This window comes from Methylotetracoccus oryzae (assembly GCF_006175985.1).
GTDB classification, from domain to species: Bacteria; Pseudomonadota; Gammaproteobacteria; order Methylococcales; family Methylococcaceae; genus Methylotetracoccus; species Methylotetracoccus oryzae.
This window is the reverse complement of sequence record NZ_SRSH01000010.1, coordinates 42,475-66,863: the sequence shown is the minus strand read 5'-3', so window position 1 is coordinate 66,863 and position 24,389 is coordinate 42,475. Positions and strand designations below refer to the sequence as shown.

26 protein-coding genes are annotated in these 24,389 nt (G+C 63.9%); 14 read left to right on the top strand and 12 right to left on the bottom strand.

All coding sequences use genetic code 11. The features are described 5' to 3' along the window. Positions 1-5: 5 nt before the first annotated feature. The 13 genes from BWR02_RS11555 (at position 6) to BWR02_RS11495 (ending at position 7,548) form a co-directional block, all read left to right on the top strand. Positions 6-323, top strand: a complete 318-nt coding sequence (locus BWR02_RS11555) for a nitrogen fixation protein NifZ (RefSeq protein WP_139557924.1) — start codon at positions 6-8, stop codon at positions 321-323. Beyond that, on the top strand, positions 320-589 hold the full coding sequence (locus BWR02_RS11550; protein WP_139557923.1) for a nitrogen fixation protein NifZ: 270 nt from the start codon (positions 320-322) through the stop codon (positions 587-589). The genes BWR02_RS11555 and BWR02_RS11550 overlap by 4 nt, the downstream gene beginning before the upstream one ends. A gap of 91 nt (positions 590-680) precedes the next feature. Then, positions 681-1,040 (top strand): DUF3024 domain-containing protein, encoded by a 360-nt coding sequence (locus BWR02_RS11545; protein WP_139557922.1) that lies wholly within the window; start codon positions 681-683, stop codon positions 1,038-1,040. Further along, positions 1,037-2,185: a cysteine desulfurase family protein gene (locus tag BWR02_RS11540; RefSeq protein WP_139557921.1), complete on the top strand. Its 1,149-nt coding sequence runs from the start codon at positions 1,037-1,039 to the stop codon at positions 2,183-2,185. The genes BWR02_RS11545 and BWR02_RS11540 overlap by 4 nt, the downstream gene beginning before the upstream one ends. A 43-nt stretch (positions 2,186-2,228) precedes the next feature. After that, complete coding sequence (gene nifT, locus BWR02_RS11535) at positions 2,229-2,438, top strand: putative nitrogen fixation protein NifT (protein ID WP_129883113.1); 210 nt, start codon at positions 2,229-2,231, stop codon at positions 2,436-2,438. A 2-nt stretch (positions 2,439-2,440) separates the two neighbouring features. Then, entirely contained in the window at positions 2,441-2,704 is a 264-nt protein-coding gene (locus BWR02_RS11530; RefSeq protein ID WP_139557920.1) for a DUF6129 family protein, read from the top strand. 9 nt (positions 2,705-2,713) lie between these two features. Further along, positions 2,714-3,865 (top strand): DegT/DnrJ/EryC1/StrS family aminotransferase, encoded by a 1,152-nt coding sequence (locus BWR02_RS11525; protein ID WP_139557919.1) that lies wholly within the window; start codon positions 2,714-2,716, stop codon positions 3,863-3,865. A 12-nt stretch (positions 3,866-3,877) separates the two neighbouring features. Next, complete coding sequence (locus BWR02_RS11520; RefSeq protein ID WP_129883110.1) at positions 3,878-4,210, top strand: 2Fe-2S iron-sulfur cluster-binding protein; 333 nt, start codon at positions 3,878-3,880, stop codon at positions 4,208-4,210. Positions 4,211-4,227: 17 nt separating this feature from the next. Then, the gene (locus BWR02_RS11515; RefSeq protein WP_129883109.1) at positions 4,228-4,485 is read left to right on the top strand and encodes a hypothetical protein; all 258 of its coding nucleotides are present in this window, start codon (positions 4,228-4,230) and stop codon (positions 4,483-4,485) included. Further along, entirely contained in the window at positions 4,482-5,333 is an 852-nt protein-coding gene (locus BWR02_RS11510; RefSeq protein WP_139557918.1) for an SIR2 family NAD-dependent protein deacylase, read from the top strand. The genes BWR02_RS11515 and BWR02_RS11510 overlap by 4 nt, the downstream gene beginning before the upstream one ends. 26 nt (positions 5,334-5,359) lie before the next feature. Continuing rightward, complete coding sequence (locus tag BWR02_RS11505) at positions 5,360-5,626, top strand: BolA family protein (RefSeq protein ID WP_139557917.1); 267 nt, start codon at positions 5,360-5,362, stop codon at positions 5,624-5,626. A 7-nt stretch (positions 5,627-5,633) separates the two neighbouring features. Next, a complete protein-coding gene (locus tag BWR02_RS11500; RefSeq protein ID WP_139557916.1) occupies positions 5,634-7,172 on the top strand; it encodes a protein adenylyltransferase SelO in 1,539 nt (512 codons plus the stop codon). A 61-nt stretch (positions 7,173-7,233) separates the two neighbouring features. Beyond that, positions 7,234-7,548 carry a Rieske (2Fe-2S) protein gene (locus BWR02_RS11495; protein ID WP_139557915.1) on the top strand — a complete coding sequence of 105 codons (315 nt, stop codon included), beginning with the start codon at positions 7,234-7,236 and terminating at the stop codon, positions 7,546-7,548. Between the two features lie 333 nt (positions 7,549-7,881). On the opposite strand, the gene BWR02_RS11490 is transcribed toward BWR02_RS11495, so the two are convergent. The 9 genes from BWR02_RS11490 to BWR02_RS11450 form a co-directional block, all read right to left on the bottom strand. Next, positions 7,882-8,388 (bottom strand): hypothetical protein, encoded by a 507-nt coding sequence (locus BWR02_RS11490; RefSeq protein WP_139557914.1) that lies wholly within the window; start codon positions 8,386-8,388, stop codon positions 7,882-7,884. 403 nt (positions 8,389-8,791) lie between these two features. Then, positions 8,792-10,300: an IS5 family transposase gene (locus BWR02_RS11485; protein WP_407941069.1), complete on the bottom strand. Its 1,509-nt coding sequence runs from the start codon at positions 10,298-10,300 to the stop codon at positions 8,792-8,794. Positions 10,301-10,803: 503 nt separating this feature from the next. Next, on the bottom strand, positions 10,804-11,892 hold the full coding sequence (locus BWR02_RS11480) for a hypothetical protein (RefSeq protein WP_139557913.1): 1,089 nt from the start codon (positions 11,890-11,892) through the stop codon (positions 10,804-10,806). Between the two features lie 855 nt (positions 11,893-12,747). Further along, complete coding sequence (locus tag BWR02_RS11475) at positions 12,748-13,692, bottom strand: hypothetical protein (RefSeq protein WP_139557912.1); 945 nt, start codon at positions 13,690-13,692, stop codon at positions 12,748-12,750. 370 nt (positions 13,693-14,062) lie between these two features. Next, complete coding sequence (locus BWR02_RS11470) at positions 14,063-15,412, bottom strand: sigma 54-interacting transcriptional regulator (protein WP_139557911.1); 1,350 nt, start codon at positions 15,410-15,412, stop codon at positions 14,063-14,065. After that, positions 15,409-15,789 carry a response regulator transcription factor gene (locus tag BWR02_RS11465; RefSeq protein WP_139557910.1) on the bottom strand — a complete coding sequence of 127 codons (381 nt, stop codon included), beginning with the start codon at positions 15,787-15,789 and terminating at the stop codon, positions 15,409-15,411. Before BWR02_RS11465 ends, BWR02_RS11470 begins: the two co-directional genes overlap by 4 nt. Beyond that, on the bottom strand, positions 15,786-17,894 hold the full coding sequence (locus BWR02_RS11460; RefSeq protein ID WP_139557909.1) for a PAS domain-containing sensor histidine kinase: 2,109 nt from the start codon (positions 17,892-17,894) through the stop codon (positions 15,786-15,788). The genes BWR02_RS11465 and BWR02_RS11460 overlap by 4 nt, the downstream gene beginning before the upstream one ends. Before the next feature lie 283 nt (positions 17,895-18,177). After that, positions 18,178-18,603, bottom strand: a complete 426-nt coding sequence (locus BWR02_RS11455; RefSeq protein ID WP_139557908.1) for a universal stress protein — start codon at positions 18,601-18,603, stop codon at positions 18,178-18,180. Between the two features lie 16 nt (positions 18,604-18,619). Next, entirely contained in the window at positions 18,620-19,360 is a 741-nt protein-coding gene (locus tag BWR02_RS11450; protein WP_139557907.1) for a TerC family protein, read from the bottom strand. Between the two features lie 276 nt (positions 19,361-19,636). Here BWR02_RS11450 and BWR02_RS11445 point away from each other — a divergent pair, with 276 nt between their 5' ends. Next, entirely contained in the window at positions 19,637-20,899 is a 1,263-nt protein-coding gene (locus BWR02_RS11445) for a CapA family protein (protein ID WP_162560112.1), read from the top strand. 163 nt (positions 20,900-21,062) lie between these two features. Here BWR02_RS11445 and BWR02_RS11440 read toward each other — a convergent pair whose 3' ends face one another. The 3 genes from BWR02_RS11440 to BWR02_RS11430 form a co-directional block, all read right to left on the bottom strand. After that, on the bottom strand, positions 21,063-21,374 hold the full coding sequence (locus tag BWR02_RS11440; RefSeq protein WP_129883101.1) for a hypothetical protein: 312 nt from the start codon (positions 21,372-21,374) through the stop codon (positions 21,063-21,065). Between the two features lie 44 nt (positions 21,375-21,418). Then, positions 21,419-22,639 (bottom strand): ATP-binding cassette domain-containing protein, encoded by a 1,221-nt coding sequence (locus BWR02_RS11435; protein WP_139557905.1) that lies wholly within the window; start codon positions 22,637-22,639, stop codon positions 21,419-21,421. A gap of 162 nt (positions 22,640-22,801) precedes the next feature. Next, complete coding sequence (locus tag BWR02_RS11430) at positions 22,802-24,385, bottom strand: flavin monoamine oxidase family protein (RefSeq protein ID WP_139557904.1); 1,584 nt, start codon at positions 24,383-24,385, stop codon at positions 22,802-22,804. Between the last annotated feature and the right edge of the window lie 4 nt (positions 24,386-24,389).

Below are 24,389 nucleotides of genomic sequence, written 5' to 3'. Positions count from 1 at the left end.
TAACGATGGGTGATATCAGTCGCGACAGCGATAGCAACGAGTTGAACGATCCACCGCGCTTCAACTTCGGCGAGAAGGTGAAATCGAAAAAGGTGATCCGCAACGACGGCACCTTCACCGGCGCGGAAATCGGCGAGGTGCTCGTCAAGAAAGGGGACGTCGGCTACATCAAGAGCATCAACACCTTTCTGCAGCAGTTCTACATCTACGCCGTGGACTTCCCGGACCACGGCTACGCCGTCGGCATGAAGGGCCGCGAGATCGAGTCGCTCGACAACCCGCCGCCGCCCAAACCCGTGGCCGGAACGGAGCAGCACGCATGATCGAACCACGCACCGCGATTTACCAATGGGGACAGAAGGTCTATGCCGAGGCCGATCTGTTCAACGACGGCAGCTATCCGGACCACCCGCCGGATGCGCTGCTGGTGGCAGCCGGCACCGAGGGCGAGATCGTGCAGGTCGGGCATCACGAGGAAGCCAACCTGCCCATCTACCTGGTGGAATTCCCCGGCGGCTATGTGATCGGCTGCTTCGAGGAGGAAATCCACGCCGAACAGCAGGCGGGGACGATTGCCGGGATCCTCTGAACTCAGGTTCCGCGGCGCGGCAATGGCCACTCCGAAGAGCGCAGCGCAGGGACTCCGGTAATCCAAGGCCCTGACGGAGAACATCGAGCGTATGAATGCCAACGTGGCGAAGGCGAACGTGACCAGCCTGCAACGGCACCCGAACGAGGTGGATCGCCGGCGCATCGAACGCGCGCTCGAAAGCCGCAAGCGCTATCGCTACGTGACGCCGGAAGTGCAGCCGGACGTCAATGGCTATCTGATCCAGAGTTCGTGCTGCTCCAGGAATGTCGACCCCGATGGCGGCGTGATCGACATCGCCCGGATCGAATACCGCGCGGAGCGCGGCTGCTGGTGGCTGTACCACAAGGACCACCAGATCGATCACTGGATCATGCACGGGGAATACGCAACGCTGCCGCAGGTCATCGAACTGCTGAACCAAGATCCGAACCGGCGCTTCTGGCAATGAACGACCCGCTGATTTATCTCGACAACAACGCGACCACGGCGGTCGCTCCGGAATGCATCGAGACCATGCTGCGTTGTCTGCGGGATTGCTACGGCAACCCCTCCAGCAAGCACGGGTCGGGCGAAACGGCCAAGGTGGAGACCATCCGTGCGCGCGGTCAGCTGGCGGCGCTGCTGGGTGCCTCGCCGCCGGAGATCGTGTTCACCGGCAGCGGCACGGAAGCCACGCACCAGGCCATCCTTGGCGCGCTGGCGCTACGCCCCGGCAAGCGGCGTATCGTGACGAGCCAGGTCGAGCATCCGAGCACGCTGCTGCTGCTCAAACATCTGGAACAGGACGGTATCGAAGTCGTTTACCTGCCGGTCGACGGCGAAGGCCAAATGGACCTCGACGCGGTCGAACGCGCTGTGACGGCCGACACCGCCCTCGTCACGCTGATGTGGGCCAACAACGAAACCGGCGTGGTGTTCCCGATCGCAGAAACCGCGGCAATGGCCGCCGCGAAAGGCGTGCTGTTCCACACCGACGCGGTACAGGCCGTCGGCAAGACGCCGATCGATCTGCGCACCTTGCCCGTTGACTTCCTGTCGCTGTCGGGACACAAGCTGCATGCCCCCAAGGGCATCGGTGCGCTGTTCGTGCGAAAAGGCCACAAGATTCCGCCGCTGCTATTCGGACATCAGGAGCGCGGTCGGCGCGGCAGCACCGAGAACGTGCCCGCGATCGCGGCCTTGGGCACCGCGGCCGAATTGGCGGCCACCGGTCTGGACGGCTACGCGGCGCAGGTTGGCGCACTGCGCGAACGTCTGGAGAGCGGACTGCTGGCCCAGTTGCCGGGCGCCTCCATCAACGGCGCCGGCGCCACTCGCCTGGCCGGCACGACCAGCCTGAATCTGGGCGGCCCGGAAGCCGAATTCGTGCTCGACAAGCTCGACCGCGCCGGAATTCACGCCTCGGCGGGGGCCGCCTGCAGCGCGACCGGAACCGAGCCGTCCCATGTCCTGTTGGCCATGGGACTGAAGCCGCAGGACGCGCTGTCGACGATCCGCTTTTCGCTCAGCCGGTTCACCACACCCGGGGAAATCGATCACGTCATCCGGATCCTACCGGCGCTGACGCCGGCTCAGCCAGCCGCTGCCGCCTGAGCCCGATCCGCAACCGCCTCTTTTCAATCAGCCAGGAACCCGTATGAAGGTCATGATCCGCAGAGACAATGCCGGCGTCCTTTCAGCCTACGTCCCGAAGAAGGATCTCGAGGAACCCATCGTGTCGCAGGAAAAACCGGACCTGTGGGGCGGCATGGTGACCCTGGCCAACGGTTGGCAACTCGCGCTACCCGAAATGGCGGAAGGCACGACCCTGCCGATCACCGTCGAGGCCCGCAAGGTGAGCGACTAGACGTGGCGCTGCCTGCGGATGCACTCGAACGGATCCGGTCCGTCCTGGAGGCCGAAGGCACCACGGCGGAACGGCTCGCGAACCTGCGCCAAGCCTTGCCGGGTGTGTCGCTGACGCGCTGCGATGTCAGCGACGTGGACACCGAGACGCCCGCGCTGCAAACGGCCGGGTTCGATGTGTTCTTCATCGATACCTCTGAGCACTGCCCCCGGATCACAGCGGATCCCGCAACGGCCAGCGGCCTGATCGTGGCCGAAAAGCGCTAGGAACCCGACATGAGCGATCAACCGAGTATTCTGCTTTCCGACCCGGACATCAGCCTGGCCGAGCTCGAAGCCGTCGAGAATGTCCTGAAGTCGCCCCGTCTGTCCGCAGGGCCGACGGTCGAGACCTTCGAAGCGGCCTTTGCCGAATACCTCGGTCGGCGGCACGCCGTCGCCGTCGGCAGCGCCACGCTGGGGTTGTTGGCAACCTTGCGGGCGTATGGCATCGGCCCCGGCGACGAAGTCATCGCCCCACCGTTCGGCTTTCGCGAGACGGTGCACGCAATCACGCTGGCGGGTGCCAAACCGGTCTTTGCCGACATCGATTATTGGTCGTGCACCCTCGCCCCCGAGAAGGCGGCGGCCGCGATCACAGACAAGACGCGGGCGATCGTGGCCTGCAACGTCAACGGCCACCCCGCCATGTGGGCGCCGCTGCGCGAACTGGCCGACCGGCATGGCCTGCTGCTGCTGGAGGATTCCAGCGAGGCCATCGGCTCACGCTATCAGGGCAGGCTCGTAGGGTCCTTCGGCGATTGCGCGATCTTCGATCTGAGCCAGCCCGGACCGCTGACGGCCGGCGAAGGCGGCATGGTCGTCACGGACGACTCGGCGCTGGCGTCCAAGCTGCGGTCCTGCCGCGGGCGGCGCAGCGACGAACGCCATTCCATCATCGCCGGCGGTTTCCCGCCCTATCGAGCCGAAATGGGGGAAATGAACGCCGCGCTGGGTCTGACGCAACTGCAGCGGCTGGATGACATCCTCGATCGCCGCCAGGACGTCGCCGACTACTACGACCGGCACATGCTGTCGTTCGAAGGCATCAAGCCGGCCTACATGGCCCCGGAAGTCGACGAGATCCATTGGACCGTCTACCTGATCCACCTGGGAACCCGTTTCTCGAAGTCCAGCCGCGACGCCATCGTGCAGGACCTGTCCACCGAGCGGATCGAAGCGGCGGCGTTCTGCTACCCGCTGCACACCCAGAGCCACTACGGCACGCTGGGCTACCGCAAGGGCGATTTCTTCGTCACCGAGAAGCTGGCCGACCGTGCGATTGCGCTGCCGTTCCATGGCCATCTGACCGAAGACCAGATCGGCTTCATCGTGAAGACCGCGAAAGATGCCTCGGTCAATGTGGGGGCCGGCGCGGCGATCTACTGACGAGCACCGGGCATGTCGGGGTTCCTGCGCAGCAGCACCAGGCGCAACGGGAAGGTCAGCGTGACCGTGCTGCCGCTGGGCAAGACCTTCGAGCTGGCCAGCGGCTCGCGGTTGCTGGACGCGGTCAAGCTCGCCGGCGACATCGTCACCCGGCATTGCGGCGGACGGGCGCGTTGCGGGGTCTGCCACGTCACGGTGCTGCAGGGAGGACGCGGCTTGTCGAAGGTCCGCAAGGGCGAGAGTGATCGGCTCGCCCTGATCGGCGGAAATACGTTGCGCTCCCGGTTGTCGTGCCAGGCCTTGCTGGGCCACCACCGGGTCACGATCGAATGGGTCAATCACTGAATTTGTTGGGAGTTACCATGACAGCCACTGAAACGGTCTCGAAGGAGACCACCACCGTCGAATGCGTCGTGCACGTCCGTTTCAACAACGACGGCACGGTGATGGAAATTGGCGAGTGCCCCGAGGCGCTCACCCCCAACGCCTGGTTCAAGCTCTTGAGCCGTAAGACGCTGAACTGCTATCAGGCACTGGCCGGCGGCCGTGGCCTCTTCCGGCTGCCCCGCACCGAAGTGGATACGCTGAAAGCGGCGGCGATTGCGGAGCAAGCGTCATGAGCACCCCGTTACCGCCCGCCATTCGCGAAGGGCTCGCGGCCGGACGCATCATTCCGTACCTCGGGCCCGGCGTGCTGACGCTGGACGGCAGTTCGAGCGTGCCCGATGCGCCCGAAACGCTGGTCGAACTGCTGACGGCCAAGGTCACCGTCCCGCACAAGATCCGCAAGAACCTGACGGCCGCCGGCCAGTACATCGAGAACTTCAAGCATCGCAAAACGCTCGTCAGCCTGCTGAACGATGCGTTTGCCGCGACAGCGGAACCGACCTCGCTGCACCGCTTTCTCGCAGGACTGCCGCTGCCGTTGATCGTCGATGCGTGGTACGACCGCGGCATGGCGGACGCACTGGCCGGGCGCGCCGATTTCGGACAGATCCAGGGCGTCAGCCGCTCCGAGCATTTCCAGGACTGGGTGCACTACTTCGCCGCGGACGGATCACGCGTGGAGCCGGCCGAAGCCAGCCGCTGGGCCACGGTGCTGTACAAGCCTTTGGGTTCGATCGCGCCGGCCAGCAATTTTATCCTGTCGGACTCCGACTACGTGGAAGTGCTGACCGAAATCGACATCCAGACCCCGATACCCGAACGCGTGCAGGAACTGCGCGCCGGCCGCAGCTTCCTGTTCCTGGGTTGCCGCTTCCGCACCCAGTTGGAGCGCACCTACGCACGCCAGATCATGAAGCGGTCGTCGGAGCATCACTGGGCCGTGCTGCCGGACGAGTTGACCCGGAACGAGGCGCGCTTTCTGGACGAACAGGGCATCGAGCGGATCACCCTGCCGCTCGCCGAGTTCAACGCGCTACTCGTCGCCGATACCGCATCGATGCCGGTCGCGGCCGTGGCATGACGCGCACCGCGCTGGTGAGGTAAGCCATGGACCGTACCGAACGTCTCGCAACCGCTTTGAAACAGGCCTTTGAACCGACGCGGCTGTCCATCGACGATGACAGCCACGCCCACGCCGGACACCGTCACGCGGGCGGCGGCCATTTCACCGTGGCGATCGCCTCCGCCCGCTTCGAGGGGAAAAGTCTGGTCGAGCGACACCGGATGGTATACGGGGCGGTGGCCGACATGATGCCCGCGGAGATCCACGCGCTCAGCATCAAGGCCATCGCGCCCTCCGAAGAGCAGGTCTGAAACCGGCGTGGCAACCGCTCCCGATCTCGCCGGCGCCGCGCGACCGGGGCGGCTGACGGAGCCCGAGCGGGCTCTGGCGGCGGTGCCGCTGAGCCCGCGCTATGCAAGATTCGGCGACCCGTTCCACGTGCCGGTCGCGGCCACGCCGTTGCGCGAACCGCATCTGGCCCATTTCAATTCCCGACTGGCCGACGAACTGGGACTCCCGGTCGAGGCGGGGCACGAACTGACTGCGGCACTGGCGGGTGACTGTCCCTGGCCGGGCTATTCGGCTTCGGCATCGGTGTATGCCGGGCACCAGTTCGGTCACTGGGTCCCGCAACTGGGCGATGGCCGCGCGCTGCTGATCGCCGAGTTGCGCACCCCCTGTGGAGAACGCCGGGAACTCCAGCTGAAGGGCTCCGGTGTCACGCCCTATTCCCGCGGTCTCGATGGCCGTGCCGCCCTGCGCTCGTCGATCCGCGAGTACCTGTGCTCCGAGGCCATGCACGCGCTCGGGGTTCCGACGACCCGCTGCCTGAGCCTGATCGCTTCAGCCGAACCGGTGCAACGTGAAAAATCCGAAACAGCGGCCGTGGTCTGCCGGGTCGCGCCCAGTTTCGTCCGTTTCGGACAGTTCGAATATTTCTCCTACCTGGGGCAGCCCGAGACGCTGGCCCGGCTGGCAGATCACGTGATCGACGAGCACTACCCGCACCTGCAGGAACGCGCTGATCGCCACGCCCTGTGGCTCACCGACGTGGTCGAACGAACCGCCGAGTTGATGGCGCAATGGCAGGCGCTGGGCTTTTGCCATGGCGTCATGAATACCGACAACTTCTCGATCCTCGGCCTGACGCTGGACTACGGACCCTTCGGCTTCATGGACCGGTTCCGCCAATATCACGTCTGCAACCACTCGGACTTCGACGGCCGCTATGCCTATGGTGCCCAGCCGGAAGTCGGTCAATGGAACTGCTCGCACCTGCTGCGCGCCTGCCTCCCGCTGCTATCCGCACAGCCGGAAGCCGCGCGAGAGACGGCCAACGGCATCCTCGAAGGCTACGCCCCTGCCTACCACCAAGCCATGCGCCGCCGTTGGGCCGACAAGCTCGGATTGCGGGAAGTGCGTGAGGGCGACACGGGACTGGTCAACGATTTGCTCGCGGTGATGCAGCACGGTCGCAACGATTTCACGCGCACGTTGCGCCATCTCGCTGACATCCGCACGGATACCGATGGGCCCGCCCACGGCGTGCGCGAACACATGACCGACATCGAGGCCTTCGACGCCTGGGTCGTCGACTATCGCCGGCGCCTGCGCGCCGAGCAGAACACCAATGATGCGCGCCGCGCCGAGGCCATGAACCGCGTCAATCCAAAGTACGTGCTGCGCAACCACCTGGCCCAGGCGGCGATCGAGAAAGCCGAGGCCGGCGACTATTCGGCCATCGCCACGCTGTTCGAGATCCTGAGCCGGCCCTATGACGAACAAGCCGGCCGCGAGGCCTACGCGGCGGAACCGCCGGCCAACCAGCGCGATATCGAGGTCAGCTGTTCGTCGTGACGGAGAAGCACCACTGATCTTGATGCGAACCTGATTTTTCGGCTGCCCTGGAGCGAACGCGATGGCTTACGAGAATGTCTGCAAGCAAAGCTTGCTGGGGGAAGGCGAACTGGTACCGTGCAAGGTCGGCGACAAGGAGATCGTCATCATGTGGCCCGATGGCGGTGAGCCCAAGGCTTACGACGCCCGCTGTCCGCACGAAGGGGTTTCGTTGGGCCGCGGCGATTTCAACGGCCGGATCCTGTACTGCATCGCCCACGGCTGGGTATTCGATGGCCGCAATGGCCGCTGCCTGCAGCCCGAGGGCTGGCAGATGACTGAATACCCCATGCGATTCGAAGGCGGCATGCTGCAGGTTGATCTGGGCGATGATTGACGCAGGGCCCTGACGCCAAGGTTGCATAGGGCAATGCTCACTCATTCAGCGCTGTGTCCAACTCGCTCGGCGATCCCACCGCGAGAGCCACTGCGGGACAAGGTGTCCCGCAGCGCAAAAACCCCTGGATGATGACTTTTCGGGGTCCTCTCAGGGAATCCCTCTTTGAGTCAGAGACTCCGACGGTGCATGGAGGGACACGGTCAAACTCGATTGCCGTGAGCGAAGCGAGTCGATGAGTCACCGGCAAAGCCGCACTTTGAAGGTGACGGCCCCTGAACAAGTTCGTCCTGGACTTGTTCAGAGGTCCCCTTCAACGGACGGCTGTGCTCCCTAAAGTTCTGTCCCGTCGAAGCACCCGACGGTCATGTTCGTGTCAAACACCGTCGTGGGTTGGTCCGCAGCGGTGGCCCTTGACCCCAGCCAGGAAATCGTGTGGGTGCCGCTCGGGATATTTATGAATCGCGTCGAACAGATCGCGACGCTATCCGGATCATCGACACCGCTGTTTTGGCTCATCTCGAGCGAACGCTCGGACGAGGTGTCTATGCCCGGGCTGGTATCGTCAACCGAGATGACGAACCGATAGTCATTGTCCGTGCCGCTCCCCGGGTGACCTACGTCGGAGCAGGCCGTAACGATGCACCGGCTAGCCGTCGTCAAAGTCAGTCCTTCCGATTCCAGAATCTCCCAAATGTCGGTCGCCTCATCCACGACATTGTTGAGAGTGACATTGCTGTTTGTCGTTTCGCCCCCGCCCCGCGTGTCGGCCAGAGCTGCGGCCGGAAAGACGGTAAGAGCCGATATCAACAGGAACAGTGGTGTCGCTTTCGCTTTCATGATGCCCTTCTCCTCATCGAATAGGTACACCGATGGCATCTGAACCGGCCCCGCTTGCAAGCAGCCGCCGTGGAAGCGATGGCAAGACGCATCAGCCCCCAGTTGGTAAGCTCCCCCCAAGACGATGCCGTTTACTGCCTCACGGACCATGCAAGCGCGCGCTCCTTGAGCGCACTGCGCGGATAGAGTGGTGGCGCCAGCAGTCGCGGTCAATCCGTAGGAACACCGAGGGTCACAACACTTTGGAGCTGACCATGCCTCCTATCGTGCCTCTCCTCAGCGGCCCGGAAGGCCCGCAAAACTGGGTTCAACCAACCGCCAGCGTGGCGGAGAACATATCGGAGCCACTCGGGACAGGAACCCAATCGCCTGGACATTCTTTAGTCGCCCCTGCGAAATTCCTTCAACCGACGTTCGACAGCATCTGACCGGCCGACGCCGTTGGCGGCAGGGTGAGGTCGAGACGCTCGAAGCGGGGGCGCAAACGGGCGGTGGCGGCGGGCGACGGCCAGTAAACCAGCCAGGCGCGTAACCACAAAGGCCAAAAGCGCGGCTTGATGCGGCCCCGCAGGACCGCCCGGATCAGCCAGCGCAGGTTATAGCCAGCCGCGCACAGGACCGCGTGTAGGGCATCGCCCAAGGCGCCCTGTAACCAGCAGCGATCCATGCGGTGATCTTGTTTGAGATGACCGATGGCGGGCTCGATGGCCTGCCGCCGTTTCAGCCAGCGCCGCTGCCTCCGGCTCAGCGAGCGGTACTTGCCGCGGTGAATGATCTCGACCTTGGGGTTATCCGCATCGACGCCGCGAAAGCCCAGGTCGACCAGCACCTGCTGCGGCGCGATGGCATGCGGCTCCAGCAGGATCGTCGTCTGTTCCAGTTGGGCGTGGAGCAGATGCCCATCGTAGGGGTTGCCGGGAAAGGTCCGCGCCCCGACCATCAGCCCCTGTGCGTAGGTGACGGCGACGCTGGCTTTCACCCCGAATTCATACGGTTTGCGGGCTTTGCCCTTGCCAATGCATTCCACTTCCGGAGCATGGAGCGCGTAGAGCTTGTTTTTGTCTTTCGGCTGCTGCGTCCGGATGCGCTCCGCACGCTGCCAGAGCGTGTCGAGGTGTGACAGCGCGGTCGCCGAGGCGACGCCACTGACCTGGGCCCGTTGGCGTTGCACCGCCCGGAGTACGATCCCCAGGATCGTCCGCTGCCGCTTGACCACCCGCCGCAAACGTTTGAATTGGCGCGCATGGGCGTAACCGCCCGCCTTCCGCCGCAATAATGCACCCTCCCGGGCGTAGGTCTGCTTCAAGGAGATCCCCACCGCTTTGGCCGCTTGGACCACCTTCGCCCGGGCGAGCTCTAGCAAGCGACTGTCCACCGGATGGGCGATCGCTTTCTCCTGCACCGTGGTATCGACGATGATCCGTTCGAATTCCTGCGGCCGCACCGCCTGGGTCACCACCGCCGTGTCCACGGTCGCCCGCAGCAGCTCTTCCACGCCCGCTTCACCGATGGCCTTCCGGAACCGACCCACCTGCGTCGCATCGCACGGCAGCCGCGGCTCGTAGTACTCCTGGCCACTGAAGTACTGCCAGACCACATTTTCGGACCAGCGCTCCACCACCGCTTCGTCGCTGAGATTGAAGGCATGCTTCAGATACAAGAGCGAGGCCATCAGGCGGATCGGTAACCGGGGCCGCCCCGCGGCACTGACGCCACCGCCGACCGTCTGCAGACTGGGACCGAACAGGTCGTCCACCGCCACCACCCGCCCTTCGCGATCCCGCCGCTGGAAGGTCGGCCCCAGTACCGCTTCGAGTTGCCCCCAGGGCATCCGCCTTGCCAACACCGCCAGCGGGTGCCGCAGGTCGATCATCTGGTCCAAGCGTGCCCGGAAGAAGTCGTCAGTCATCATCAGCCCCAAAATCCCTCAACTATTGCGGCCTATCCCAGCAAATTCCGCGGGATTTCGATACCCCGCTAAACGCCAAAACTCCATATACCATGCGGCTTCCAGCCCTTCCGCAGGGGCGACTCTTTATGCGCACCGGGCACCCGAAGAAAGTGGGGCGAACCATGACCGAACACCCAATGCGCTTCGAAGGCGGCATGCTGCAGGTTGATCTGGGCGATGACTGAGCCGCCTGCTCGCTGATCCCGCTGCCGTGTACAGCACCGGCTGCTGCGCCGGCGCGACTCAACACCATTCGCTAACAGCAACCAGTGACCGCTAAACCAGTCCTTTCACGCAGGCTTCCCGGAGCGGATACTCGCCCGTCCAGCGCTCCGAACGGACGGCGGCCCTTCGCCGCACCCACCGGGACCGGCAGGGGATGAAGGGCCGCGAGGCGAAAACTTGACAGCCGGCGGGCGCCGTTCGGACGGGAGCCGGCCGAACCGGCGCCGACAGCGCGCGGGTTACTGCGTCTGGAACAACCCGCCGGCGCTCCAGTCGTAGTTCCCGATGGCGCTGCGGTTAGCACCACCCGAGACCGTGCCCAGAGTTCCGCTCGCGATGTTGTTATACCCACCCGAGACGCTGCTGGTGGTGCCGCTGGCGGTGTTGTTGTACCCGCCAGAGATGCTGCTGAATTGGCCGCTGGCGGTGTTGAACATCCCGCCCGAGACGCTTGCCCAGGCTCGGTTAGCTGTGTTGCGATACCCAGCCGCGAAGCCGCCCCAAGCGGAATAGCTGTTCCCCTCACCTGCCACAAGGTTGTGCGAACCGCTGCGGTGTTGATCGGACCACATCCCTCCGTTCGCGGTGCAGGTCGGCTGATCGGCATACTGACCGTCGGAGCAACGGGACTGGCCCCCGGCTTGGTTGTAGCCCACGATCAGATTGCCGGTCCCGTTCTTCGTCTCGGTCGAACCCAGGCCATTGACGATCTGCAGGTTCGCACCGCTGATCTGCACCGTCGGATACGCATCACCCGTGCTCGGATCGGCCGTTTCGGTCAGGTTGAAATAGGCCAGCAGATTCTGCTGCGCCGTGACCTTGGTTTGCAATGTCGTGACCTTCGTTTGCAGTGCGGCATTGGCCGTCTCGAGCGCGGCCACTTTGGCCGACAGCGCGTCCATCGTGGCCACTTTGGCCGTGAGTGCGTTGATGGTGGCCATCACAGTGGCTGCGAGCTTGGCTTCGGTGACCGCGCCGTTGGCGATCTTGGCCGAGTTCACCGCATTGCCGGCCAGGTCGGCGGTGTTCACGCAGCCGGCGCAGGCCACGTCGTCGGCGGTCACGGCGGAGGCGGCGTGGCTGCCGAACAGGCCGAGCGCGGCCACTACGGCCAGGCGGGTCTGGGTGCGCGAGTTCGAGTGACGCGAATTCATGTTCATCGTTAAGCTCCTCAGGTTGCGTATTCGGGTGGGTGTCGTTCGCGGAACGCTTGGCGTCCCCGTTGCCAAATACATGGGAGAAATCGTGCCAACAGAAAGAAATCTTTTGAAATCCGCACCCTGAGGCGGAAAGGTGCAAACGCCGAGCCGGCGGAAGTGTTGGTGCAAGCCAACACCTCCCGCAGATAGAAGACCTAAGCGCCTGAATAGATGGAGAAACATAGGTGTTCGTTCACACCAACACCGGAGACCGTGAATAGTTCACAGACGAACGACACGGCTTTTTGGCAGGAAGCGGAGAGGGGTTTCGCCAATGCACGGTTTGACTGTATGGGACCCGACACTGCCCAGCTCGGCCCGGCGAAGCGGCTAGCCGCCGCTCTGCTTGTAATCGCCGGATTCCACCCGGTGGCGGCGCAGCCGCGTGTAGCAATCGCTGCGGTTGCGCTGGGCGAGCTGCGCGGCCTGGGTGATATGGCCGCGAGCGATCTCAGGTCGATCGGGTACTGTGCGTAACGCAATCCATGTCAATCAAACCGTCGTTCCGGGTGGGAACCCGGAACCCAGGAAGTCCAGGGATGGCGAAGCCGCCACCCTCCCTATCACTGGATGCCGGAGTCCCGCCCGGCGTAACGCCAGGACACGCCCGTTTTGACCAGCGGCAAGGGGCGATCGAAGGATTTATTGGCGTCGTCAAAGGGTCCGATGGCGGAGGGCGGCCGCTGCAGCCTTCGCTGCACCGACAAGGGGGCGGCACGCTCTGGCCCGTCGCCAGTGCCATGAGCTTCGTGATGGACTTGGGCAACGGCCGAATAGTGCCGGGTCAGGCACCGGTCAGCCGCGGGACCGCCGGTTCACGCCGCCTTCCCGAAGCGGGTGTTGCCGTTCAACGCGCCGAAAGGACGGCGGCCCTTCGCCGCACCCACCGTGACCGGCGGGGGATGAAGGGCCGGCATGTGGAAACTTGAGGGCTGGCTGGGGCGGTTCGGACGAGAGCCGGCCGAACCACCACCCGCGCGGAGGTTAATTTGTCTGGAACAGCGCGCCGGCTACCCAATCAGTTGACCCGACGGCGCCGCGGTTGGCACCTCCCGAAACGCTGCTCCACTCGCCGCCAGCAGTGTTTTGATATCCGCCCGAGACGCTGCTGTATTGGCCACTGGAAGTGTTCTTGTACCCACCAGATACGCTGCCAAAATTGCCGCTGCCGGTGTTGCCCCAGCCGCCTAAGACGATGCTGTATTGGCCGCTGGCGGTGTTGCTGTCGCCGCCTAAAACGCTCGCAAAGGGTTGATTGATGGTATTTCGGGCGCCAGCCATGAAGCCGCCCCATGCGGAATAGTTGTTTGCCTCGCCAGCCACGATGTTGTGCGAACCGCTGCGATGTTGGTTGGACCAGAGCGCGCCGTTCGCGGTGCAAGTCGGCTCATCCGCATACCAGCCAACGGAACAACGGTATTGGCCAGCGGATTGGTTGTAACCCACGATAAGATTCCCGGTACCGTTCTTCGTGGCGGTAGCGCCGAGGCCATTGACGATCTGCAGGTTCGCACCGCTGATCTGCACAGTCGGATAGCTATCGCCAGTGCTGGGGTCGGCGGTCTCGGTCAGGTTGAAATAGGCCAGCAGATCCTGCTGGGCCGTGACCTTCGTTTGCAGCGCGGCATTCTCCGTCTTCAAGGCCGCCACGTCGGCCACCAGCGCGCTGATTGTGGCCATGACGCTGGCTGCGAGCTTGGCTTCGGTGACCGCGCCGTTGGCCAGGTCGGCCGAGGCGACCGCCCCGTTGGCGATCTTGGCCGAGTTGACCGCATTGCCCGCCAGATCAGTGGTACCCACGCACGCGGCGCAGGCCACGTCGTCGGCAGTCACGGCATAGGCAGCGTGGCTACCGAAGAGACCGAGTGCGGCCAGCACCGCGAGGCGGATCGTGTTGCGCGAGTTCGGGTGACGCGGAGTCATGTTCATCGTTAAGCTCCTCATGTTTCGTATTCGGGTGGGTGTCGTTCGCGGAACGCTTGGCGTCCCCGTTGCCAAATACATGGGAGAAATCGTGCCAAGAGGAAAAACTCTAGTTAAGTCAGCACCCTGATGCAGAATGGTGCGGATGCCGAGCGGGCCACAGTGTTGGCTTGAGCCAACACCTCATCCAGACCAATGCGCTAAGCCTCTGAATAAGACAAAAAATACAGGTGTTCGCTCAGACCAACACCCGAGGGCGTGAATAGTTCACAGACAAGCGGGACCGCATCTCGGCAGGAAACGGGATAAGTTCCCCCGGACCCGCACCGTAACCGACTGGGAACTGACACCGGCCAGTTCGAAGGAAACGGAACGGCTAGTCGCCCTTGTCCTTGAAGTCCCCGGGTTCGAGTTCGTGACGGCGCAGCAGGCTGTAGAAATCGCTGCGGTTGCGCTTGGCCAGCCGGGCCGCCTGGGTGACGTTGCCGCGGGTGACTTTCAGCAAGCGAATCAGATAGTCGCGTTCGAAAGTTCGCCGTGCCTCTTCGAGTGAACTGATTGCGGACGCGGGGCCCTGCAGCGCTCGTTGCACCAGTGCCGACGGAACGATCTCGCTGCTCGCCAGTGCCACGACTTTCTCGATGACATTGAGCAGTTGACGCACGTTGCCGGGCCAGGAATGACCGAGCAGCAACTCCATCGCATCCGGAGCGTAACCGTTGACCCTCTTCCCGTATTTATCGGCCAGCCGTGTGGTGAAATGCCGGATCAACAGTGGAATGTCATCCACGCGCGCACTCAGCGGCGGCAACGCGAGGTTGACGACGTTCAGACGGTAATAGAGATCCTGCCGGAATCGTCCCTCGGCGGTCTCGTGCTCCAGATCGCGGTGCGTAGCCGAGACGATACGCACATCGATCGGCGTGGCCTGCAGCGCGCCGACGGGACGCACCGTCCGTTCCTGCAGGACGCGCAGCAGCTTCACCTGCAGCGACGCAGGCATGTCGCCGATCTCGTCGAGAAAGACCGTGCCGCCGTTGGCCGCAGCGAACAAACCCTTGTGGTCGCGTGCGGCCCCGGTGAATGCGCCTTTGACGTGTCCGAACAACTCCGATTCGAGAAGGTTTTCCGGTATCGCGCCGCAATTGATCGCGATGAACGGCTGAGGCGCACGCGGGCTCGCCTGGTGGATAGCCTGGGCCAACAGCTCCTTGCCGCTACCCGAGGGGCCGTTGATTAACACGCTGGCATCTTGCGCTGCCACCATGCGCGCCTCGGCGAGCACGGCCTCCATCGCAGCATTGCGCGTGATGATCGCGCTGGACCAATCGAAGGCCGGTACCGGCGACGCTCCGCCGCCTTGGCCAAGCGCCCGCGTGACTTCTGCCAGCAGATTCGCGGCTTCGAACGGCTTGGTCAGATAACCGAAAACGCCCCGGCGCAGGGCATCGACCGCGTGGGACACCGAACCATGCGCCGTCAGGATGATGACTGGCAGCGTCGGATGACTGCGCCGTACCGATTCGAAGAGCGCCACCCCGTCCATACCGCCCATCTGCATGTCGGTGATGACCAGATGCGGCTGGCACGTTGCCAACTTCGCCAGGGCTTCCTCGCCACTGGACGCCCCGACGACGTTGAAGCCCTCGATGTCCAGACGCATCGACAACAACTGGAGCAGCGCCGGGTCATCGTCGACGGCGAGGATTAAGGGTCGTGCCCTCATGCGGAGATTCCCGCCGCGGGAAGCAATCCCCGGATCGTGGCCAACAGTTCGGTTTGGTGAAACGGCTTCGTCATGAAGGCTGAGGCGCCCAGTTCAATGCACTTTTCACGCTCGCTAGGGGCAGCGCTGGCGGTCAAAAAGACCAGCGGCACGTGTGCCGTGCGTGGATTCCCTTTTAATGCTTTCAGCACCTCGCAGCCGTTCATTTCGGGCATGACCAGATCGCACACGACAAGTTCGGGGGCTTGCATGTCGAGCGCCTCCAGCGCAATCCGCCCATTCTCTGCGGTAGCGACGTTGAAGCCCTCCAGTTCCAGCAACTGGCTGATGAGCATGCGCAAAGCCGGGTCGTTCTCAACCACAAGGATGTTCGTCATGCGGCGTTCACTCTGACGGGAATCAGGACCCGGAAACGGGTCCCGCGACCCAATTCGCTGGTGAAGTTGATCTCGCCGCCATGAAGGTCCACGCACTTGCGGACGATGGCCAGCCCCAGGCCGGTACCCTGGATGTTGTTGACGTTACGGGCGCGGTGAAACGTGCTGAAAAGATTAGCCTGGTCTTCTGGTGGAATGCCGAGCCCCTGGTCGGTCACTTCGAAACACAGGCGGTCTCGCAGTCGATCGCAGGTAAGGGTTACGGTGGAGCCCTTGGGCGAAAACTTGATGCCGTTGCTCAGCAGATTCGTCAGGATTTGTCGCAACAACTGGGCATCGATATGGGCAGGCAACGGATGGCCGGGACCGGTGTAGACGACCTGATGCGCTCGGCCGACTCCGGTACGAATCTCCCGCAACAACTCCTCGCAGAAAGCATCGACATCGGTATCGGTGGGGTTGAACTCCAGATGCCCGGTATCCGATTTCCCTATGAACAGCACTTCGTCGAGCAGACCGGTCATATTGCGCACTGCGGTCTTGATCATGCCGTGCAACTCGGCCCGCTTGTCGGCGCCAAGCCGCTCGCCATACGCTTCGAGCATCTCGGTCGACGAGAGGATGGCCGTCAGTGGCGTGCGAAACTCATGCGAGGTCATCGAGACAAAACGTGACTTCAACTCGTTAAGCTCCTGCTCGCGCACCAATGCCTGCCGCACGTCCGCCTCGGCCTCACGCAGTTCCGCCTCGGCCTGAGCCCGGCTGGCCGCTTCCAGCGTCAGCGCGACCAGATTACCGATCGACAGAGCGAAGCCGGCCTCCTCGGCGGTCCACTGCCGGGCGGGACCGATGTGTTCATGACAGACCACGGCCACGACGTGTCCATCCAGCCACACCGGCACGTTGAGCATCGACGTGATACCGAGAGGCTCGAGATAATCCCGGCGAAACTCGGACGTGTTGGGATCCGTCCAGGCGTCATGGGCGACTATCGGCCGGTTGGACATGAGTGCCGCATAATATTGCGGAAAACTGTTCATGCCGAACGCGCCGAGCGCCGAGTCCGGTGCCGTGTCGCCTGAACCTGCGCGGAAAATCATCCCGATCCGCAGTATCACCCCTCCCGCCTGCTGCTCGAAGCGGCCGAATACCATTCTTTCCAATCCGAGTGCATCGGCTGCGGCCGCAAAGATCGTTCGCAGCGAGCCGGAGAAATCGGACTTGTCCATGCGCGCCAGCTCATACAAGGTGGTGCGAAAACGAAGGGCCTGATCGGTCTGAGCCGCCGCCGCCAACTCAACCTGCTTGCGCTCGGTGATGTCACGGAGAAAGGCGCTGAAGAGGTAGGTACCACCCCAAGGCACCGGCCAAACCGTTAGTTCGATCGGGAACTCCTCCCCCGAACGATTCAGCGCTGAGAGCTCAATGGTGCGGTTCAGAACGTCGCCTTTTCCGGTGGCGAGGAAGCGCCGCATGCCGGCTTCATGGGCTTCGCGGTATCGGTGCGGAATGATGACCTCGGACAAGCGGAGTCCGATGACCTCTGCGTGGGGCCAGCCAAACATACGTTCAGCGGCTTGGTTCCATTCTTCGATTAGTCCGCTCTGATCTATGGTTACTACCGCTTCGGCGGAGGATTCGATCATCATCCGCATCCGCTCGGTACGCTCCGCAATCTTTTGCTCGAGTTCTCGGTTGCGGCGCTGCAGCGAGTCCTGGTCTGGGGAGGCAGAATAGTCACCGGTGGCTTCGACGAGAATCCATGCAATCCTGTTTTCGTCATCCAAAACCGGCTTCAGCGACAGATCGACACGAATGGAGCGGCCACCTTCATGACATGTGTCGGCGAACAGGTGGACGTGCTCGCCCTGGGCTGCGCGCGCCACGGCCTCCCGAACTTCGCGCTGCACCGACGGCTGCTTATACCACCAGGGTCCAAGCCAGAACGGTCTGCCGATCGCGGCGCCACGCCCGACGGGCAAACCTGAAAAAGCCGCACGATTGACGGTCGCCAAAGTACCGTCGGGATACATCACGCCGGCAAGGACGAACAGCGACTCGCAGGCCCTGTGGGGCGCTGCCCGGCGTTTGCTTGAGCCGTCCAATCGAGGGCTCCCCGTTATCTGACCGGCGCCATCGCAGAGTAAGCCTTACTGTCGCTCACGTCAGGCAACTTGCCGGGCACCGCATTCGCTGGACGCGTTGCGGCATGGCTCGACGACGTCGGCGGTCCGCGCCAGATTTCGTGTAGGGTATCTGCCGAGCATCGGGGTATATCAGCGTGTGAAAGCCTAAAGGCTTAGGCACATTATTCTACGGGACAACCCGAACCTGATCGACCGTTGCGATCCCAGGCGTAACCTGGCTCGACCATATCGTCGATTCCGGTCACTCCACCACGCGCACCGGCATGCCGGCATGTTCGCGAACGGCTCGGGCCACCGAACCCAGCAACAGCGTCGCAATGACGCCATGCCCGCGGGCGCCCATGACGATCTCGTCGCACCCCTTTTCCTTCGCATACTGAACGATGATGTCGGCCGGCTCGCCCACGCTGATGTGAACGGCGTAGGGAATGCCGGCATCGTCCAACTTCTTGCGCGCTGCTGCCAGGGCCTTCAGCCCCGCTTCGCGATGATAGCCACTGATCTGCTCATGATCGAGAAACCGGCCCACATCGCCGATCAGGGGGTGCTGGACGTTCAGCAGGTGTAGCTCGGGACCATGACTCCCGGACATTCCAGCGATAAGGTCATCGATGGCGCGGAGCGCAGGCTCCGAGCCGTCCACCGGAACCAGGATCTTTTTCTTCATTGCGTGCTCCTTCGGCTCAGCGGCCGGTCCTGGATTGCTCGCCCTCGGCGAGATCGACCAATTCGCGCGGCCGAAGCTTCTTCCTGCGCCCCGCCAGCGACAGTCCGCCGACGATGACCAGGATGGCGGCGACGAGCGGAATCAGGTCGCCCAGCCAGAATATCTCCGTCGCCTCGAACCAGTGCTCAAGCGCCGGGTCGGTCACCAGCATCTCACCCGCAACGAATCCGAGCAGCGCGGCGCCAAGTTCGATGACGATCGGGACCCGGTCCATCAAGCGCAACACCAGGGTGCTGCCGAAGATCACCAGCGGGATACTGATGGCCAGCCCAATCATCAGCAAGGTCATATCGCCCTTGGCCGCTGCCGCGACGGCGATCACGTTGTCGAGGCTCATCAACAGGTCGGCTAGCAGGATCGTCCGGATGGCGGCGAACAAATGGTCGCGAGGACTGATTTTCTCGGTGCCATCCTCGCCCGGAAGCATCAGTTGTAGGGCGATCCAGAACAGCAGGACACTGCCGATCAACTTCAAGTAGGGCTGACGCAGCAATTCCAGCGCGACCAGGGTCAGCACGATACGCATGACGACCGCCGCCCCCGAACCCCAGATCACGGCCAGCTTGCGCTGGGCGTCCGGCAGGGATCGGGCGGCCAGGGCGATCACCACGGCGTTATCGCCGGACAGAACGATGTTGACCAGGATGATCTGGCCGAGTCCGATCCAGAAATTCAGATCGGCGGCTACGTCGGGCATCTGCTTATTCTCCGATCGCGAAATTCAGGATGACGGATTTTTGAGCCAGCCGCGATATCTGTCCTCGAGCCGACTGGGCGTGCCATTCTAGCCCGGATGTCGGGTCCGGGTGGGAATGTCAAAAGGATTAGGCCCCCGGGAGTGAGTTTGGATGGCGGGTACATGGCGCGGTCTATCGAAAGTCGCACACGGCCTTCTCTCCGGCGTCGATAGTGGCGCATCTTCCGCGGGCGTAAAATGCGCGACTTAACCCACAGACCCCGGGAATCCTCAGACATGGGCAACACCGTGACGTTTGGTGCCGTCGGCGACATTGCGCTCGCCATGGGCGTCAGCCAGGGAATCGCAACCAGCGGCGTACAGTGGCCCTTCGAGCGCATGGCGCCGATCCTCTCTCGTGCCGACCTGCTCTTTGGCAATATGGAAACGGTGCTCCCACCGCCGGACTATCCGGAGGATGAAATCGACCGCAAGGCTCTGATCGCAACCTTCCCCGGGCCCGACTGCGCCCGGGCCCTCAAGGACGCAGGCTTCGATTTCCTGAATCTCGCGGCCAATCACGTGCTCGATGCGGGCGTGGTGGGCATGGCGTACACGCGACAGACCCTGGAGGATGCGGGGCTGGTCACGGCGGGTGTCGGACGGACACAGAGCGAAGCGCGCCGGCCCGCGCTGGTCGAGGTGGACGGCATCCGTTTCGGTTTCCTGTGCTACGGGGAGGATTCCAACTATTCGCTGGGAACGCGCGGGCCGTGCTACGCCTACTACACGCTGGACGCCGTGCTCGAGGACGTGGCCAAGCTAAGGGATTCGGTCGACATCGTCGTGGTGTCCGTTCACGCCGACATCGAGTTCATGCCGACGCCCAGCGTGCCGCGGTTGGAGCAGTTCCGGCGCATCGCCCGCAGCGGAGCGAACATCATCCTGGGCCATCACCCGCATGTGCCGCAGGGCTGCGAAATGATCGACGGCTGCCTGGTGGCCTACTCCTTAGGCAATTTCATCTTTCCCGCGTACAGCCTCCCCTACATGAAGCGGCACCGGGCCGATTCCGCCTATTCCTTCGTGCTGCTCGCCGAGGTCGCCAAGGACGGCGTGCGATCCTTCGAACGCATTCCCTTCGAAATAATGCCTCCACCGGAAGAACGCCCGCATCCGGCCGAGGGGGCAGCCCGCGACCGCATGCTCCGCCGGTTCGCCGAACTCGACGGCTACCTCCAGGACGAGGATTTCTTGCGGAGAACGTGGTCGGAGTTCGCGAAACGGCATTTCGAGAGCTATCTCCGGCTGGCCGTTGCGCCCGTCAAACCCTCGCGTTGGCAGTCTTTCGGACGCCGCGTCGCGCGCCGACTCGGCCTCGACATCACTCCGGACATCGATCTGATCGTCGAGGAACTGGTGGGCCGCCTATATTTCACGGCCGAGAACCGCAACTGTCTGGAGGAGGTTCTGCGTCTGGCCCGCGTCGCCTGGGAAGAGCGACTCAACGAGCCGCCCGACCCGCTGCACCGTCCTCAGCACCGCCTCCGCTTGAAATAGCGGGCTGCGAGGACCGACTCGGGCCGACCAGCGCGCCATTCCGGCAAGGCCAGTCCTCACTCTCGCCGCCGGCCAGCACGCAAGTCACGCAAGCCCAATGGTCATACCCGCGCAAGCGGGACTCCACGGCACACGCGACGGTGCTACCGCATCATCGGCGGCGCTATCCGTCCCGGTTCGCCAGCGCCGTGTTCTGCGCCTTGCGCATACGTTCGGCCAAGCCCTTCGGACTCGTCTCGTAAGCCAGGCGGTTGGCTTCCAGCGCCGCCAGCGCCGCTGTCGCTTCCGCCGCCGTCAGTGCCAAGCGGCCGGCCATGTGGGTGGCGTCCGGCGCCGCTTGCTGGATGTTGGCGCGGTTGGGATGTTCCGCGACCGGCACCAGATGGTCCGCTTCCGTTTTTCCGTCCAGACAGATGGCCTGGTCGATGACTTCGACCTTGCGGCCGTCCTGGGTCGTCTTGATGTAGGTGCTCATCGCTACTCTCGTCGTGGCTGAAAGAACGGGCATGCCCGGGAGGTCTAGTGCCTGGTCGGGGAAAACGGCTTCTCGAGCGCCGGCAGCACGGCTGCCCGCTCCCGTTCGTCGCCACCCGGTAAGGCGACAGTCCCCGCGCCGGCGCTCGTTGCGAGCGGCGAGACGGCCCGCCTGGCTGGCGGTGAAGGGCTTTCGGCGACATGGGCGAACGCATGTGCCTTGATCAGGCAGTAGACGTTGTCCCCCTCCCGGAGATCCATTTGCTTCAGCGCCCGCAGCGACACGCCGGCCAGCAGCGTCGTGCCGCAGTCGATCTGCACCACGACGTGGTCCGGCGCACAGATGATCGCGCCGATGCGCCCCTTGATCTGGTTCTGAATGGAGATGCCGTCCAGATAATTCCTGGAGAGGGCGATGGCGCTCGAACTGACCGAGACGAGCGCGGACTCGTTCAGCGGCAGGTGCGGAGCGATCGGCAATACCAGTTCGGCACCATAGTAGTAGGCCGTGGTGCAGCCGGTGTCGGTCTCGTGGCCGAGGATCGTGACGGGCAGGACGTTGTCGACCCCCTGCAGCGCCGAGCTCGCCAACAGGATCCGCTCCGCAATGATCTGGTGTACGTCGCCGACGCCGAGCACCCGTCCGTTGGCCAGCAGCACCATCTGATCCGTCAGCTGCAGCACCCCTCCCAGAGTGGGGCTGACATACATGACCGCAATGCCCAGATCGTCCCGCACGCGTTTCAAGAACGGCAGGATGCGAGACACGCCCATACCGTCGCGAACTTGCGAATGATCGTCGAGCAACAGCAAGCGCGGCGAGCTCATCAGCGCGTGAGCCAGCGCGACACGCTGCTTCTCGCCCGGCGAAAGCTGATGGGAGTGGCAGTCCAGCACCTTGTCCAGTTCCATCAGTTCGATGACGTCGCGCAAGCGGATGCCGTCGCTCCGAAACGGTGCCTGGCCATATGCCACCTGCAGGTGTGTCCTGACCGGATAGCGGGGATAGACCGTCGGATCAGGCGTGACCAGTCCCACCCGGCGCCGCCTGGGCGGGACGCGTATGCCCCGCCCGCTATCGAACAGCGTCTCCCCTTCGAGCTTGATCCAGCCGCGCTGCGGATTCACGGTGCCGGCGATCATGCCGAGCAGGGTGCTCTTGCCCGACCCCGGAGGACCGAAACAAGCCGTGACGGGGCTGTCGACGGCAAGCGCGGCGGCCAGATCGAAGCGGTCCAGACTCAGTTTGACGTCCAGCTCAAGCATGAGTCCTGCCCCGCTCCCCGGCGGCTGTGACCCGCCCCGCCCCGATCCGTGACGAACTGCCGGGGCCGAGCCTCGGGGAGCCGCGGTCGCCCGCAAAGGGCCCAACGCCGGGGCGTCGTGGCAAGCCCTGTATGTCGGAAGCGGGTCCCAACGAGCGCCCCATCAGGCTGCACTGGCGATGTCATTGACCGCAGGAGCCCGGCTGCCGAGCTGCGCGTCGACGCCGAAGGCGAACTCGCGCCAGGCTGCGGCCAAGTCCCGCGCAATCGTTTCGAGGTATTCCGGGGAAACGACGTGCTCATCAGGGAAGTTGGACAGCGCACAGGACGTGCGGTTGAAGGCCAGAACCTGATCCAGCAGCGCCTTGTTGAAGCCCACGAAAGGCGACAGCAGCTGGTGCGTCAGTTCGGAGTTGGCTTCCTGATCCGGCTCGAAGGGCAAATCCTCGATGACCGCCAGGGCCTCGCTGTAGATCTGCTCCATCGTGCCCAGCACGGCGCGTTGGGTGATCTGCTCCCGGAGTTGACTGGCCAGCTTCTGGTTCAGGTGACGGCGATACCGCTCGAACACGTCGCTGCGCTGCGCGTTTACCCAGGTCCGGAAGCTCGACAGGCTCGCCGCGTTGGGCGCATCGCCGAGAACGCGGTCGGCGCGGGCGAAGGCTGCGGACTGGATCAGCGTGCGCTGGATACGCGCGGCTGCCTCCAGTGCACCTTCCAGGTAACCACCGCCGTAGCTGGCCGTTTCCGACCCGCCGAACAGCAGCTTGCCACCCCACTGGGGCCGCCGCAAAGCGGGATGCCCGTATTCGGGATGGTTGTCGGGCGGAGTCCGGTCCCGCCTGCTGCAGGTATAGAGTTCGTCCGCCCAATCCTGGATGTGTTGCTCGCTCGAGTCAGCGTCGGGCCCAAAGACCTGGACCAGCTGGCTGGAAACCAACATGGGCATGCCGCCACGAAAGGCCGCCCGCTGCTCCGCGGACAGCGCAAAGAAGGCACCGAGTGCGGCCTTGTCGCCGCTGGCATCACAGGCGTCGTAGATTTCGCCGAGGACTACATGTTCGTGGTGGACGAAGGCGTTGCCGGACTGGCCGGCGGCGCGCCAGAAGGCCCGTTCGTAGCCGATCACGGCCTTGGCCTGATCCGCCATCCAGGTGTAGGTTTCGCGCATCGCCTCCTGCAACTGGCCATCCAGCGGTGGCTCGAAGCGCACGCGTTCCTCGACCAGACGCGGCGGCATCGCCAGCACCACCCGCCGCGCGAGCACCTCCGTGACTTCGCTACCGCAGCGGAAACTCAGTGCGACATGATCGCCCAGGTCGACGACACCGGTCAGGACGTGGTCGAAGTGCATCGCGGTCTCGGGAAGGTCACGGCTCAGGGCTGCCACCAGCGCGCCCATCCCACCCTCGATGCGCCGGGCACCGCCATTCAGGTCTGGCCTTTGGAGGGTTTCCGCCGGCTTGTCATGATCGGTGAGGTTCAGGACTTCGCCGGTGTCATGCTGCGGAAAGCTGCGCAGGCCGAGATCCTCGACCAGGCGCGCGATACGCGGCTGGGTATCCGGCCAGAACCACGAGGGTCCAAGGTCCAGTGCCATCCCGGCCGCTTCGCTCGGAACCGAGAGGATGCGGCCGCCCAGCCGGCCGCGTGCTTCGAAGACGGCAAATGCGCTCCCCTGGGTTAGCAACTGATGGGCCAGCTTCAATCCGCACAGGCCCGCGCCTACGATCGCCGTCTCAAGCATGACT